15 protein-coding genes are annotated in these 16359 nt (G+C 38.3%); 10 read left to right on the top strand and 5 right to left on the bottom strand.

All coding sequences use genetic code 11. The annotated features are described in order from the left end of the window. Positions 1-85: 85 nt before the first annotated feature. From J3U23_RS11255 to xthA, 3 genes are all read right to left on the bottom strand, one after another. Positions 86-1762, bottom strand: a complete 1677-nt coding sequence (locus J3U23_RS11255; protein WP_267339259.1) for a molecular chaperone HscC — start codon at positions 1760-1762, stop codon at positions 86-88. Positions 1763-1871: 109 nt separating this feature from the next. Then, on the bottom strand, positions 1872-3215 hold the full coding sequence (gene xseA, locus J3U23_RS11250) for an exodeoxyribonuclease VII large subunit (RefSeq protein ID WP_267339258.1): 1344 nt from the start codon (positions 3213-3215) through the stop codon (positions 1872-1874). Positions 3216-3233: 18 nt separating this feature from the next. Next, positions 3234-4040 carry an exodeoxyribonuclease III gene (gene xthA / locus J3U23_RS11245; RefSeq protein ID WP_065563846.1) on the bottom strand — a complete coding sequence of 269 codons (807 nt, stop codon included), beginning with the start codon at positions 4038-4040 and terminating at the stop codon, positions 3234-3236. 114 nt (positions 4041-4154) lie between these two features. Between xthA and tyrA the strand changes: the two genes are divergently transcribed. The 10 genes from tyrA to J3U23_RS11195 all read left to right on the top strand — a co-directional run bounded on the left by tyrA (position 4155) and on the right by J3U23_RS11195 (position 13358). Then, positions 4155-5276 carry a bifunctional chorismate mutase/prephenate dehydrogenase gene (gene tyrA, locus J3U23_RS11240; RefSeq protein WP_065734995.1) on the top strand — a complete coding sequence of 374 codons (1122 nt, stop codon included), beginning with the start codon at positions 4155-4157 and terminating at the stop codon, positions 5274-5276. Between the two features lie 87 nt (positions 5277-5363). Beyond that, positions 5364-6695 (top strand): phosphoglucosamine mutase, encoded by a 1332-nt coding sequence (gene glmM, locus J3U23_RS11235; RefSeq protein ID WP_267339257.1) that lies wholly within the window; start codon positions 5364-5366, stop codon positions 6693-6695. Between the two features lie 246 nt (positions 6696-6941). Continuing rightward, positions 6942-7724 carry a F0F1 ATP synthase subunit A gene (gene atpB, locus J3U23_RS11230; RefSeq protein WP_065734997.1) on the top strand — a complete coding sequence of 261 codons (783 nt, stop codon included), beginning with the start codon at positions 6942-6944 and terminating at the stop codon, positions 7722-7724. 36 nt (positions 7725-7760) lie between these two features. Beyond that, positions 7761-7997 (top strand): F0F1 ATP synthase subunit C, encoded by a 237-nt coding sequence (gene atpE / locus J3U23_RS11225; RefSeq protein WP_065563772.1) that lies wholly within the window; start codon positions 7761-7763, stop codon positions 7995-7997. 24 nt (positions 7998-8021) lie between these two features. After that, positions 8022-8492: a F0F1 ATP synthase subunit B gene (atpF, locus tag J3U23_RS11220; protein WP_065563773.1), complete on the top strand. Its 471-nt coding sequence runs from the start codon at positions 8022-8024 to the stop codon at positions 8490-8492. Between the two features lie 13 nt (positions 8493-8505). Further along, positions 8506-9039: a F0F1 ATP synthase subunit delta gene (gene atpH, locus J3U23_RS11215; protein WP_065563774.1), complete on the top strand. Its 534-nt coding sequence runs from the start codon at positions 8506-8508 to the stop codon at positions 9037-9039. A gap of 11 nt (positions 9040-9050) precedes the next feature. Then, a complete protein-coding gene (gene atpA, locus J3U23_RS11210) occupies positions 9051-10592 on the top strand; it encodes a F0F1 ATP synthase subunit alpha (RefSeq protein WP_065563775.1) in 1542 nt (513 codons plus the stop codon). Between the two features lie 14 nt (positions 10593-10606). After that, positions 10607-11476, top strand: a complete 870-nt coding sequence (gene atpG, locus J3U23_RS11205) for a F0F1 ATP synthase subunit gamma (protein ID WP_065563776.1) — start codon at positions 10607-10609, stop codon at positions 11474-11476. A 47-nt stretch (positions 11477-11523) separates the two neighbouring features. After that, on the top strand, positions 11524-12906 hold the full coding sequence (gene atpD, locus J3U23_RS11200; RefSeq protein WP_025314341.1) for a F0F1 ATP synthase subunit beta: 1383 nt from the start codon (positions 11524-11526) through the stop codon (positions 12904-12906). A gap of 26 nt (positions 12907-12932) precedes the next feature. Beyond that, positions 12933-13358: a F0F1 ATP synthase subunit epsilon gene (locus J3U23_RS11195; protein ID WP_065734998.1), complete on the top strand. Its 426-nt coding sequence runs from the start codon at positions 12933-12935 to the stop codon at positions 13356-13358. A gap of 524 nt (positions 13359-13882) precedes the next feature. Here the strand turns inward: J3U23_RS11195 and J3U23_RS11190 are convergent. Both J3U23_RS11190 and J3U23_RS11185 read right to left on the bottom strand, forming a co-directional pair. Next, positions 13883-14383 (bottom strand): hypothetical protein, encoded by a 501-nt coding sequence (locus J3U23_RS11190; protein ID WP_267332111.1) that lies wholly within the window; start codon positions 14381-14383, stop codon positions 13883-13885. Positions 14384-14570: 187 nt separating this feature from the next. Next, complete coding sequence (locus J3U23_RS11185) at positions 14571-15908, bottom strand: hypothetical protein (protein WP_267339256.1); 1338 nt, start codon at positions 15906-15908, stop codon at positions 14571-14573. Positions 15909-16359 lie beyond the last annotated feature (451 nt).

Here is a 16359-nt window from a genome sequence, read left to right as displayed (position 1 = left end):
CCGTTGTGTACTATCCCCTTTGTATACTATCCCCTTTGAAAAGATATTTAATTATGACCAAAGGGGATTTTTTAAATCTATCTAATTATCGATTAAGATCGTTAAGATTCGATTCAATTTCGCTTCGAACCTGTTCTATCTCTTCAAGATTTTGCTGATTTAAGACTTCCATAAAAGCTTCGATATAAGAGCCAATGAGTAGTCGTTCATCACCCAATGATTGTGCCCATGCTCGCTCTAACCTTGCTAATAAAGTACGATTTAACATTTCATCACGAGGATGAATTTTAAGTGCCGCTAATCGGTCATGGCTTTCTTGTTTTTGTTTATCGGTTAATCCAATCGGACTGTGATCAATCACTTTACCATGCAATGCCCCTGTTTCAAGTAATACCACATCGACTTCAAGCAAACCATTTAAATCATAACTAAAGCGAACATCAATACCTTGTATTTTTTCCATAGGTGTGACTGGCACTTCAAATTCATCAATTAAAACGTTATTTTCAACCTTTGGATTCTCACCTTGATAAACAGAAAGCATAATACTTTTTTGTTGAGGGTATGAAGTGTAAAACGTTTTTACCTTTGAAGTTGGAACTATCGTATTACGCTCAATAATTGGCGAAAATAACCCTTTAATATTACCCGAAGAAATTTCAATACCAAGTGTATATGGGCAAACATCGGTTAGAATAACCTCTTCAACATCGGCATTTCGCAAACGACATGCCGCCTGAACAGCTGCACCTTGTGCAACAATAGCAGTTGGATTGATATGACGATAAGGCAGTTTACCAAATAACTTTGTCACTAATTCACGAACCACACCTAATTGCGATGAACCACCAACTAAAACAATATGTTCGAGTTCATTAGCCTTTAAGCGAGCATCACTTAATGCTTGTTCAACTGGCGCTCGTAATCGATTGAGTAATGGCAACCAAATTGACTTAGCTCTTACTTCATTTAATGAAAATTGCCATTGCTTATCTTGCCAAAACCATGTCAAATTATGCATTTGCTCACCACTTAGCTTACATTTTAATTGTTCAGCTAAATCCAATAAACGCGCATAATCATCGACAGGAATATCTTCTTGCTTAAGTTCCCATTCACTCAAACATGCTTTAACTATTTCATGGGTAAAATCTTCACCGCCTAAGTAGTTATCGCCTGCTGATGCATGAACCTCAATGATAGGCATTGCATATTCCAATACTGTCACATCAAATGTGCCACCACCTAAGTCAAAAACCAGCGTATTTCCTGATTGTTCTTCATGTAATCCATACGCCATTGAAGCAGCGGTGGGCTCATTGATTAGACGGACTGCGTTTAATCCTGCAAGCTCAGCAGCAAAGCGAGTTTGTTTACGCTGTTCGTCATTGAAATAAGCGGGAACGGAAATCACGACATCACGAATTTCATGTTTCAAGAAAGCTTCAGCATCCGCTTTTAATGATTTTAAAACTAATGCTGAAAGTTCTGTTGGGGTAAATTTTTGATCACCCAACTGAAAAACTTTACTTGAACCTAAAAACCGTTTGAATGCTGCTGCACTACGGCTAGGATGGGTAGTTAAACGAGATAAAGCAGCATGACCAACCAAAATGGAATTATCTTCATCAATGCTGACAGCTGAAGGAGTAACAACTTCACCTATTGAATTGGGAATGAGTGTCGGCTGACCGTTTTGCCAAACACAAATTAAACTATTGGTAGTACCTAAATCAATACCGATTGGAGGATGTATAACCACTTTATTCTCTTAGTATTTTCCAACATGTCAGATATTATATCCTTAATACTATTTGAGGTACAATTTTATCCAATGTGTTGAGTTAAACATTATTGAAAAAAGAGCAGTTTTACTGATTTTTTTTATCTATCTCAACAATTTGGCTGATTAATTTACCTGTTTTAAGCTGGGTTAAAATAAAGTCACCAATCGACACTTGTTCAACCGTTCTTATCACTTGTTGTTGCTGGTTCGTCGTTACTGAATAACCACGATCTAAAGTAGCAAGTGGACTAACACTATTAAGCTGAGATGTTTTTAATACAAATTCATGCTTAGCATCCGTTAACCTTTTTTGAACCAGATTAATCAGTTGCTGCTGTTTTCTCTCTAGGTTTTGACCATAATAGAGCACTTTATGTTGTGGTGAAACACGTAACAAATATTTATCCAACACATTATGACGATAGGATTGTTTAGATAAATAGTGCTGCATATTTTCAAATAAAGCGTGACGACTGGTTAATAGACGATTTAATTGCTTAGATAATTTAGTTTGAGGATGCTGTGATTGCAATCGTTGATAACGCTTATTTAATAATTCTCGTCGACGTACCAAATAGTAATCAATCGCCATACATAAGTATTGTTCTTGAACTTGTAAACTTTTAATCTGCTCTAGCTTATCCCGGCTAACCAACTCAGCTGCTGCCGATGGGGTAGCTGCGCGCACATCAGCAACAAAGTCAGCAATGGTGAAATCAACTTCATGACCAACAGCACTAATAATAGGTAATTGACTAGCAAAAATAGCTCTAGCTAAAAGCTCCTCATTAAATGACCAAAGATCTTCAAGCGATCCCCCTCCTCGCCCAACAATTAAAACATCACATTCTTGGCGAATATTCGCGATTTGAATCATTCTGGCAATTTGTGCCGCTGCTTCAGTACCTTGTACCGACGTTGGGTAAATAATCAAATTCAAACTTGGATCGCGCCGGTTTAATATCTGACAAATATCATGTAGAGCTGCACCTGTTGACGAAGTAATAATTCCAACCGTACGAATATTATCAGGTAACGACTTTTTATAAATCGGATCAAACAATCCTTCTTCTGACAGTTTTTGCTTTAGTTGCTCAAACTTTTGTTGTAACAAACCAGCACCAGCTGGTTGCAATTGATTAATAACCAATTGATAATCACCACGTGCTTCATAAAGAGTTACCGAGGCATTAACTAAAACTTGTTGACCATTTTGAGGGGTAAATCCCGTACGATAATTATTATTACGAAACATGGCACAACGCACTTGCGCAATATCATCTTTCAATGTGAAATACCAATGACCTGAAGCTGGGCGAGAAAAATTGGAAATTTCACCAACTAACCAAACTTGCCCAATAGCATCAGAAAGCAAATCTCTAACTATTTGATTAAGATCTTTTACCGATAAAATCGAACTATTGTGCATACTATTATCCTAACAAGTTTAATCTAAATCAAAGTCGGCCCAAATTGGCGCATGATCGGAAGGTTTTTCCATACCACGAATATCGTAATCAATACCGGTTTCACCACAATACTGCATAAGTTTTTCACTGGCTAAAATAAGATCGATTCTTAATCCGGTTTTTACACTAAAACCTCTGGAACGATAATCAAACCAAGAAAATCTCTGTGTATCTGGATTGGCATGACGGTAAGTATCAGTATAACCTGCTGCCATTAAATTATTTATCCATTCACGCTCTTCAGGTAAAAAAGAGCATTTACCCGCACTTAACCACCGTTTGCGGTTATTTTCATTAATCCCAATATCTAAATCAGTTGGACAAATATTCATATCACCCATAATGAGTGATAATTGGCTATTCAGCTGTCGATCCTGTATATATTCAATTAAATCTTGATAAAATTTACGCTTAGCTGGATATTTAATTTCATTATGCAAACTTTCACCTTGCGGGAAATAACCATTAATGACGGTTAAATTACCTTTGCTAGTAGGAAACTCAGCTACCATTAATCGACATTGTGCACCATCTTCATCGGTCGGAAACCCACACTCGACCGATAACGGTTTTTGCTTAGTCAATAAAGCTACACCGTAATAACCTTTTTGACCGTGATAATATAAATGGTAGCCAAATTGCTTAAGTTCCTCGATTGGAAATTGGTCATTATGAACTTTAGTCTCTTGTAAACCAATGATATCGGGCTGATGTCTTTCAATAATCGCAGCTAATTGATGGATTCTAATACGAATACTATTAATATTAAAAGATAAAACTTTAATCATAAATTTATTGTATTTGATTTAATTTTGCAATTGACCCATGCTACCAAAAATACGTTATACTGTTAAGCAATTACAGCGAAAGCTATAACCAGTGATTAAAGGATCAACAATATGTCTAAGGAATTACTTTCATTGCGTCATAAAATTGATGAAGTCGACAAATCAATTTTAGCTTTAATTAGTCAACGACTAGCATTAGTTGCTGAAGTTGGTGAGGTAAAAAGCGAGCATGGAATTCCGATTTATGATCCTAAACGTGAAGCCGATATGTTAGCTAAACGTAAACAAGAAGCTGAAAACTTAGGCATATCACCCGCCTTAATTGAAGATATTTTACGCCGATTAATGCGTGAGTCCTATATAAGTGAAAACGACAAAGGTTTTAAAAAAGTTTACAACGGCAAAGGCTCGATTGTCATCATTGGCGGTAATGGACAAATGGGTAGACTATTTGCCAAACTATTTACCCTATCAGGTTATGAAGTTAAAACCTTAGGTTCCAAAACCATGCATCAAGCAGCCGAAGTTGTCGCTGATGCCGCTGCCGTTATTGTTACAGTACCTATCAACAAAACATGCGAAATCATTGAACAATTACCACCGTTACCTAAAGATTGCATTTTAACCGATTTCACATCAATCAAAGTCAAACCTTTACAAGCCATGCTAGCCAAACACGCGGGGCCTGTGGTTGGATTGCATCCAATGTTTGGTCCTGACGTGCCAAATTTAGCCAAACAAGTCATTGTCTACTGCCAAGGTCGATATCCTGAGCAATATCAATGGTTAATTGAACAGATGCGAATTTGGGGAGCCAATTTGTGCGCGATTGATGCCAAAGAGCATGACAAATGTATGTCGTTTATTCAAGCATTACGCCATTTTACTTCGTTCTCATACGGTGTAAATTTACAACGAGAACACGCTGATTTAGAACAATTAATTACCTTATCATCACCTATTTATCGCTTGGAGTTAATGATGGTTGGTCGCTTATTTGCTCAAGATCCCGTTCTTTATGCCGATATCATCATGGCGTCAGATGAAAATATTGAGTTAATCAAACGCTATTATGAATGTTTTGGGCAAATGGTTAAATTAATTGAACAACGAGATAAAACTAAATTCATTGAAAATTTTAATGAAGTAACTAAATGGTTTGGCAGTTATGCTGAACGTTTTATAAAAGAGAGCCAAGTATTATTAAAATTTGCTAATGACAATCGAGAATAATTTTACTTCGCTTCCTTTTATAGGATAAAAAACGACTTATAAGAAAGGCAATTGGTCAAATAAAAAACTTTAGTATGAGGAAATAACATGTCTAATCGGAAATATTTTGGGACAGATGGTATTCGTGGAAAAGTTGGAGAATATCCTATCACGCCTGATTTCGCCCTCAAGTTAGGCTGGGCAGCAGGACGAGTACTGGCTAAAGATGGTGTTAAAAAAGTCCTCATCGGTAAAGATACTCGTATTTCAGGTTATATGCTTGAATCGGCTTTAGAAGCAGGATTTGCCTCCGCGGGCGTCGCTGCTGCTTTTACTGGACCAATGCCAACACCTGCCATTGCTTATCTAACTCGCACATTTCGGGCTGATGCGGGTGTAGTCATATCGGCCTCCCATAACCCATTTTATGATAACGGTATTAAATTTTTCTCAACTGAAGGGCGAAAACTCGATGACGCCATTGAATTAGAAATCGAAGCCGAGCTTGAAAAACAGATCGACTGTGTTGAATCAAAACAACTTGGCCGAGCAAGCCGAATAACCGATGCAGCTGGCCGATATATCGAATTTTGTAAAAGCACCTTTGATCACGACTTAAGTCTATCAGGACTAAAAGTTGTTGTGGATTGTGCCAATGGAGCCACTTACCACATTGCCCCAAAAGTACTTCGAGAACTTGGTGCTAAAGTAATAAAAATTGGTTGTGAACCGGATGGAGTCAATATTAATGAAAACTGTGGTGCTACTGATGTAAAAGCATTAACTAAAACTGTCCTTGAAGAAAAAGCTGACTTGGGCTTTGCTCTTGATGGTGATGGTGACCGCATCATTATGGTCGATCATAAAGGCAATAGAATTGATGGTGATTTAATTATTTACATTATTGCTCGTGAAGCCTTAAGGCAAGGTCAACTTAAAGGTGGCGTTGTTGGAACCTTGATGAGCAACATGGGACTTGAAATCGCCCTTAAAAATCTTGGCATCCCATTTGTACGAGCAAAAGTGGGGGACCGTTATGTGCTTGAAATGCTGGTTGAAAAAAATTGGCGATTAGGCGCAGAAAATTCAGGCCATGTCCTTTTACTTGATAAAACCACAACTGGCGATGGTATTGTTGCAGGCTTACAAGTTCTGGCAGCAATGATAAGAAATAACATGTCACTCGCTGAATTATGTCAAGGCATGACCATGCTACCACAAATATTAATTAACGTTCGTTATACAGGAAACCCATTAGCCAATGCTGCGGTCAAATCTGCAATTGAAGAGGCAGAAACGCAACTTGGCAATGAAGGTCGGGTATTGATACGCAAATCAGGCACCGAGCCGCTTATCCGCGTAATGGTAGAAGGTAGTAATCACTCTCAAGTGCAAAAACTAGCGGAACAAATTGCCAATGCAGTTAAAGCATCAAATTAGCCTGTTTTTTCATCATTAATTAAGCTATTGATGAACAATATTTCTAATAAAGTGAGCGGTAAAGCTGTTATTCTTTACACAAAATTAGTAAAAAGTGTCTAAATTCTTTATTTTTTTAATCAGTTGTTGACTTATTATAGGGAATTAGGTTTAAAATAATAGCTTCGGTTATTGCAGTGATTGTTTATACCTTTTAAGGCAAAAACAAACTGTAGTTTTTATTTTTAAAATAGGTAAGAGGGTTATATGGCAGTTTCCTCTCCAGCTTCACCGCAAGCTTATATAAAACACCATCTGGAGAACTTACAAGTTGGTTCTGGTTTTTGGACCTTTAATCTTGATTCCTTGTTCTTCTCAATTGTACTTGGTGTGCTTTTCTTATGGATTTTCCATCGTGTAGCAAGGAAAGCGACGAGTGGCGTACCAGGTAAACTTCAATGTGCGGTAGAGATGATCTTTGAATTTGTAAATAATACGGTCAAAGACATGTTCACAGGTCAAAATAAACTCATTGCCCCTTTAGCACTTACTGTGTTTATCTGGGTATTTTTAATGAACTTAATGGATCTAATTCCTGTTGATTTCCTACCTTATGCGGGACAATATTTAGGTCTATCTCATTTAAGAGTCGTACCGACAGCTGACGTGAGTATCACAATGTCAATGTCACTCGGTGTCTTTGCACTTATCATCATTTATTCAATCAAATATAAAGGGATTTCAGGGTTTATTAAAGAATACACCTTGCATCCATTTAATCATTGGGCATTTGCACCAATCAATTTAGTCCTTGAACTTGTTAGCTTATTAGCTAAACCTGTTTCTTTAGGATTACGACTCTTCGGTAACATGTATGCTGGTGAACTTATCTTCATCTTAATAGCAGCATTATTACCTTGGTGGTCACAATGGGTATTATCACTACCATGGGCTATCTTCCATATTTTGATAATCACCTTACAAGCATTTATTTTTATGGTGTTGACTATCGTCTATTTAGCGATGGCCTCAACAACAGAAGATCATTAATTTTAACTTTTTTTAGATAATAAACTGGAGTATATAATGGATAGTATGAGTATGTTATTTGTAGCCGCTGGCATAATGATGGGATTAGCTGCAATCGGTGGTGCAGTTGGTATCGGTCTATTAGGTGGTAAATTCTTAGAAGGTGCTGCTCGTCAACCAGAATTAATGCCTATGTTACGTACACAATTCTTTATCGTTATGGGCTTAGTTGATGCGATTCCTATGATTTGTGTGGGTATTGCGCTATATGTTATTTTTGCTGTTGCTGGTTAATAATAATTTAAGAGGAATTGTCTCATGAATATGAACGCAACTCTCCTCGGCCAAGCAATTACATTTGTATTGTTTGTTTGGTTCTGTATGAAGTTTGTTTGGCCTCCGGTTATCCGAGCGATTGAAAAACGCCAAAAAGAGATAGCGGAAGGATTAGCTTCAGCAGAAACAGCAAAAAAAGATTTGGAATTAGCCAAAGCAAATACATCTGACATAATGCAACAGGCTAAGGTTGAGGCTAATGCAATTATTGAGCAAGCGAATAAACGCAAAGCAGCCATTCTAGAAGAAGCTAAACAAGAAGCTACTCGTGAAAAAGAAAGGATTGTTGCTCAAGGACTTGCTGAAGTTGAGGCTGAGCGTAAACGCGCTCGTGAAGAGCTTAAACAACAAGTCGCTACACTCGCTATTGCCGGTGCAGAAAAAATTATTGAACGTTCTGTTAATGAAGCCGCTAACAGCGACATCATTGATAAACTCGTAGCTGAACTATAAGGAGAATAGAGCAATGGCTGACTTAATTACGATTGCTCGCCCTTATGCTAAAGCCGCTTTCGACTTTGCTGTTGAAAAAAATAGCATCGAATCATGGCACAAAATGTTAGTGTTAACTGCTGAAGTGAGCAAAGATGCTCAAATAAAAAGCATTTTAACATCTGACATGAAAACCGATTCAGTGGCTAACTTACTCATCAACATCTGTAAAGATGTGCTTGATGAGTTTAGCACTAATTTTATTAAAGTGATGGCTGAAAACAAACGCTTATCCCTTCTTCCTGAAGTGTTAACATTGTTTGAGCAATACTGTTTAGAAAGAGAAGCCCAAGCAGACGTTGATGTAATTTCTGCCAATGAGCTTACTAGTGAACAACTTGATAAAATTTCTGTCGCTGTCGAAAAACGTTTATCACGAAAAGTAAAACTAAAATGTCATATTGATAAATCGCTCATTTCTGGTTTTATTATTCGTACGGGCGATATGGTTATTGATAGTAGTATCAGAGGACGTCTAAATCGACTAAATGACGTTCTACAGTCTTAAGGGGACTGATAATGCAGCTAAATTCAACTGAAATAAGTGAACTAATTAAAGAGCGGATAGCTCAGTTCAATATTGTGAGTGATGCTCACAATGAAGGAACGATCATCTCAGTAAGTGATGGTATCCTTCGAATCCACGGATTAACTGATGTCATGCAAGGCGAAATGATTGCATTGCCAGGTAACCGATATGCAATGGCATTAAACCTTGAAAGAGATTCTGTTGGTGCGGTGGTCATGGGACCATACGAAGACTTATCTGAAGGGATGAAAGTACAATGTACTGGCCGTATTTTACAGGTACCAGTAGGTGATGGTTTATTAGGCCGTGTTATCAACACACTTGGTGAACCAATTGATGGTAAAGGTTCGATTCAACATGACGGCTTCTCACCTGTAGAAGTTGTTGCGCCAGGCGTTATCGATCGTCAATCTGTTGACCAAGCGTTACAAACTGGTTATAAAGCAGTTGACTCAATGATTCCAATTGGTCGTGGTCAACGTGAACTTATCATCGGTGACCGTCAAACCGGTAAAACCGCATTAGCCATCGACGCCATTATTAATCAACGTGATTCTGGTGTTAAATGTATCTATGTCGCAATCGGTCAAAAACAATCAACTATTGCTAACGTAGTGCGTAAACTTGAAGAGCACGGTGCACTTAAAAATACCATTGTGGTTGTTGCATCAGCATCTGAATCAGCAGCATTACAATACTTAGCACCTTACGCGGGTTGTGCTATGGGAGAATACTTCCGTGACCGCGGACAAGATGCACTAATTGTTTATGATGATTTATCGAAACAAGCCGTTGCTTATCGTCAAATTTCATTACTACTTCGTCGTCCACCTGGGCGTGAAGCTTATCCTGGTGACGTGTTCTATCTTCACTCACGTTTACTTGAACGTGCAGCTCGTGTTAACGAAGCTTATGTTGAAGAGTTCACTAAAGGCGAAGTAAAAGGTAAAACCGGTTCATTAACTGCGTTACCAATTATCGAAACTCAAGCGGGTGACGTTTCTGCATTCGTACCAACTAACGTAATTTCGATTACAGATGGTCAGATCTTCCTTGAAACCAGCTTATTCAACTCGGGTATCCGTCCTGCGGTAAACCCAGGTATTTCGGTTTCTCGTGTGGGTGGTGCTGCTCAAACTAAGATAATGAAAAAATTATCAGGCGGTATTCGTACAGCACTTGCACAATATCGTGAATTAGCCGCTTTCTCACAATTTGCATCTGACTTAGACGAAGCAACAAGAAACCAATTAAGCCACGGTGAAAAAGTAACTGAATTACTCAAACAAAAGCAATATTCACCAATGACTGTTGCAGAGCAATCAATTGTACTTTATGCCGCTGAGCGTGGTTATCTAGAAGATGTTGAACTTGCTAAAGTATTATCATTTGAAACAGCACTTCTATCTTATGCCCATAGTCAATATGCCGATTTTGTAAAACAGATCGACGAGACAGGCAATTACAACGATGAGATTGAAAGTAAGTTAAAAGCATTGCTTGAAAGCTTTAAATCAACTCAAACTTGGTAAGGGTGAGGTAACAAATGGCTAATGCAAAAGAGATTAGAACAAAAATTGCCAGTATCCAAAGTACGCAAAAGATCACCAAAGCGATGGAAATGGTAGCCAACTCTAAAATGCGTAAAACGCAGGACAGAATGGCTGCTAGTCGTCCATATGCTGAAATGATTCGCGAAGTAATTGGACATTTAGCGTTAGCTCAAATAGGCGCCAAACATCCCTATTTAGAAGAAAGAGATGTAAAGCGAGTTGGCTATCTTATCATATCAACCGATCGTGGTTTATGTGGTGGATTAAATATCAATCTTTTCAAAACTGTTATCGCTGATATGTCAGCATGGCAAGAGAAAGGTGTTGAAGCAGATGTGGCTTTAATTGGTTCACGTGGGGTATCGTTTTTCTCTTCAGTAAAAACGAATATTTTAACCCAAGTAACTAATTTAGGTGACGAACCCACTTTATCTGATTTAATTGGTCCGGTAAAAACAATGCTTGAGGCATATGACAACGGTAAAATTGATAAATTATATATAGTAACCAATAAATTTATTAATACCATGTCCCAAAAGCCGACAATACAGCAATTATTACCATTACCACATTCAGAAGATAAAGAGCTAAAAGCTTCATCATGGGATTATATTTATGAGCCAGATGCAAAATCATTATTAGATGTGATTTTACGTCGTTATATTGAATCACAAGTCTATCAAGCGGTGGTTGACAATTTAGCGAGTGAACAAGCAGCAAGAATGGTGGCCATGAAAGCAGCAACCGATAACGGTGCAAATTTAATTAATGAATTACAAATTGTGTATAACAAAGCACGTCAAGGTGCGATTACCAACGAATTAATTGATATTGTATCGGGTGCAGCTGCTGTTTCAGGTTAGTGCTAAATATTGGCTTATAGTTAAGAAAAAGACGTAGAGGAATAAAAATGGCTACTGGAAAGATTGTCCAGATCATCGGTGCGGTGGTTGATGTCGAATTCCCAGAAGATGCAGTACCAAAGGTATATGATGCATTAGAAGTGGAAACTGGCACTGAAAAATTAGTTCTGGAAGTTCAGCAACAATTAGGTGGTGGCGTTGTATGTTGTATTGCAATGGGCTCATCTGATGGTTTAAGACGTGGACTTAAAGTAGTAAATACAGGTCACGGCATAGAAGTTCCTGTGGGAACAAAAACACTTGGCCGAATTATGAACGTACTTGGTGATCCTGTTGATAAAGCAGGTCCTATTGGTGAAGAAGAGCGTTGGGCAATTCACCGTGCAGCACCAACATACGAAGAGTTGGCTAACTCAACAGAATTACTTGAAACCGGTATCAAAGTTATCGACTTAATTTGTCCATTTGCAAAAGGTGGTAAAGTTGGTCTATTTGGTGGTGCGGGTGTAGGTAAAACCGTTAACATGATGGAATTAATTCGTAACATCGCGATCGAGCACTCAGGTTACTCAGTATTTACTGGTGTGGGTGAACGTACTCGTGAAGGTAACGACTTCTATCATGAAATGAAAGAATCAAACGTACTTGATAAAGTATCGTTAGTTTATGGTCAGATGAATGAGCCACCAGGGAACCGTTTACGCGTAGCGTTAACTGGCTTAACCATGGCGGAAAAATTCCGTGACGAAGGTAAAGACGTACTATTATTTATCGATAATATTTACCGTTATACCTTAGCCGGTACCGAAGTATCTGCACTATTAGGTCGTATGCCATCTGCGGTAGGTTACCAACCGACATTAGCAGAAGAGATGGGGTTATTACAAGAACGTATCACCTCAACGAAAACCGGTTCAATTACCTCAATCCAAGCAGTATACGTACCAGCCGATGACTTAACTGACCCATCACCGGCAACAACCTTTGCTCACTTAGATGCAACAATCGTATTAAGTCGTCAAATCGCATCATTAGGTATTTACCCAGCGGTTGACCCACTTGACTCAACAAGTCGTCAATTAGATCCACTTGTTGTTGGTCAAGAACATTACGATTGTGCTCGTGGCGTACAGTCAATTCTTCAACGTTATCAAGAATTAAAAGATATCATTGCAATTCTTGGTATGGATGAATTATCGGAAGATGATAAATTAACTGTTGCTCGTGCACGTAAGATTCAACGTTTCTTATCTCAACCATTCTTCGTTGCGGAAGTGTTCACAGGTTCACCAGGTAAATACGTACCATTAAAAGACACCATCAGTGCATTTAAAGGTATTATGAACGGTGATTATGACCATATTCCTGAACAGGCATTTTATATGGTTGGTTCAATCGACGAAGCGATTGAGAAAGCAAAATCTCTCTAAGAGATTTATAGAACGGAGAGAGCATTATGGCACTAACTTCCTATCAATTAGAAGTTGTTAGTGCTGAATCTCACCTTTTTTCAGGTGATGTTCAGCGAATCAGAGTCACAGGGCGAGAAGGTGAACTCGGAATTTATCCCGGTCACACTCCGTTACTGACCACCATAAAGCCGGGAATGGTCGGGATTGTAAAAGCCAATGGTGAAGAAGAGTTTATCTATCTATCAGGTGGTATTTTAGAAGTACAACCAACTTTGGTCACAATCTTAGCTGATACCGCTATTCGTGGTGAAGACTTAGATGAAGCAAGGGCGCAAGAAGCAGTAAGACAAGCACAAGAACACATTAATCACCCAAGCGATGATATGTCTTTTGCTCAAGCATCTGCTGAACTGTCAAAAGCCTTAGCAAAAATACGTGTTATCGAATTAACGCGTCGTATGGGTCAATAAAATATACGTTGATCATTCAACAAAGCAATAAAGGTTACAAATTAATAAATTGTAGCCTTTTTTATTAGCGACTTAATCACATCATTTGATAACTAAAAAACACAACTTTCCCTTCAAAAACCCCGTTCCTCAACTTTTTTTGATGTAAAAAAACGGCTACTAAAAAAAGCCACAGTTTAAAGCAGAATTATTTATTTAAGACAACATTGCTAAGTAGAATTTTGAACCCAAAAACCCCACTCCTCAACTTTTTTTGGTGTAAAAAACGGCTAAAACGCCATAGCTTAAAGCCGAATTATTTATTTGAGACAACATTGCAAAGCAGAATTTAGCCTCCCAAAAACCCCACTCCTCAACTTTTTTTTAGATAAAAAACATAAAAAAACACCCTAGTTGGGGTGTATGATTTATCTTCGACATCAAGCTCTACGTAAAATATACAGACCTTATTTATAGCCTTTTTTCTATCAGCGGATTTGATAAATCCTATCCGATAGCGCCATCAGGCACAGTGTGCTCTGCTATTAATGCAATTCGCTAAAATAATTCTTCAACTCCTGAATAAACGCACTATCTACCATGGCAGGGTATTTATTTGCCTGCCATGATTGTAAAAATAATAGATGCTGAACCGTTAAGGGTTTATTCATATCGCGAAATTCGTTTAACTGTTCGTTTATCTCTTGGGATGTTGTGAGAAGGGATTGTGGTGTTTTCTGCTTCGGTATTTGGCAATGCTTTTGGTACCATAATTCATAACCACTTAAATCATAATCACCCAATAACTCATAACCCGTTAAATTAGGGCTGGCATTGGGATAGCGTTTAGTAATAGAACGGGTAGGAAATCCACCGCAAATAATAATTTCATCAATTTTTTTTATATACTTTGCCGTTACCTTTAAGTTAAAACCCAATAATTGCTGAACCACATATAATGATTGATTATAAAGCTTTAAAAAATTACCTTCAGCAATAAACTGAACCGGCCTTTTACTTAACGCGATTTTATCTTCAATATTCATTTTATATTACTCCTTTAATATCTATATTTTTAACCACCACACTCGGTGCCCAGCATTTTTGCCGCTTAGCCGCAAAATCGCTTTTTATGGCTAAACGACGTTGACTCCTTGAGTCAGCTTACTTTTAATGACTCAACACTATTTTTTATCACCCCCACCCTAAGGATTAAGGACGAAGGAATAAGAACTAAGGATAGGCACAAAGCCCGTAGTCGCCGTTGTAGTACCAAGTCACGCGCCCGTTGCTGGTGTTCACGACAAACTGGTTACTACCATGCGGGTCACTAGTCCAGTACCAACTGTAGGAGCCAACGCCAGAGTAACCGTCCATAGAGCCCCACTCCGTGAAAAAGCCAGAACCTATATGACGCATGTAAAGATTATTAGGAGAAGAAGGAGTGGCGCCGACGGAACCCTGACAGTAAGAACTTGAATTAGTACCACGACAAGATGCATTGGTTAAATCCTTTACGCGAGGTACTCGATAACCAATACGATTACACCAAGATAATGTATTAGAATAAGTGTCAGATATAGTACCTCGGTTGACGAACCACTGCTTCAAAGTAAAACCATATTTTACGACTGGAGCACCATTACTATCACGACCGACCAACTCGAATGTCTGAGGCAAAGTAGGTTTAGAAATAAGACCAGGATTGTCTGAACTATGCTGGGATGTGGTAGCGTAAGGACCAGTTAAAGTAACACGAACGCTTGTAGCAGTAGAATTAGACATTGTGACTGTGATACCTCCCTGAGAAACAGGAGACCAAGACAATGGCTGACTACTACCGGTAATGAGTAAATCAAAGTACAATCCATTAGCACCAGTTGTAGGAAAGTTTCTACCGTAAAGTGACGGGTCAGTTGACTGAGGGATAAAACCATTAGAGGGGTCCCACATTGAAGCTGGGCCAGCATAATTACCTGTACCGTAAGTCAAATTAGGTCTGGCAAATTTAACACAAACTGAGGAACCAGGCTTAGGATTGACGTAATAAGTCACATTACTTTCACGGAAAGTACTACGATTAGGAAAACCATAACGAGTAGATAATGTACCGTTAGTACTAGATAACTTAATCCTATAAGGTGCAGAACCATTACATGTCGTTAACACAGTATTACGTGATACAGGCCGATTGTTTCTATCGACGATAGATAAACTTAAAGAACCTGTAGCAGTAACGCCAGAATCTCCATCATCATCTCCCCAATAATTATAAGGAGGACCGATAAGAGAACTTAAAGCGACTGAATTAGTATCAGTAGGAACCAACATACCTATATCAGCAAAACTCTGACCCGCAGCCGGCAAGACGATAGGTCTTGAAGAAGATGAAGGATTGTTAGAAGGCGTGTAATTAGCTCCGTTAGATAGTGTAATCCCAAGCAGACCGTTTGTATTAACAACACGAGTACGACCACCATCGAAAGTCAAATACGGTGCACTACCCTGTATCGCATTCTTAGTTGTCTGTGAAGTTAATGCGTGGCCCGAAAAAGGAAGGAAAAACGCCACGAAAAAAACAATCTGCCGGGATAATTTAGAAAAATCGAAGGTGCGAAAAGAGGATCCGCTAAACGATCGAGAAAAGGATCGCGGAAGCGATTGCGCGAAAATTCGCAGAATTTCATTTGATTGCGTGGAAAAATAAGTTTCAGTGAAAAAATTAAACTGGGTGCTAGACTTAGACGAATTTAAAAGATAGGTTGGCCAGGTTGCCTGTTGCCTGTTGAAAATTATAATGCATTTTAGACTACCTTGTCAAGTAATTTTTTGATTTATTTGCGATTTTATACTTTTCTGTCAAATTTTAGCCTAGTAGCTAAAACCGTGTAAAAAGTATAGTGATTGGAAAAACACGATGCAACACTTTTTTTCGCTCATTTACGTTAACTTTTGTAAATAGGATCTAAAAAGGATCTAACCGGTATTTGATTAACTTATGTTTTAATTAAAGATATTGCAA

Origin of the sequence: Gilliamella sp. B3367, assembly GCF_026536825.1 — a bacterium.
Classification (GTDB): domain Bacteria; phylum Pseudomonadota; class Gammaproteobacteria; order Enterobacterales; family Orbaceae; genus Gilliamella; species Gilliamella apicola_E.
This window is presented reverse-complemented; position numbering and strand designations above follow the sequence as displayed.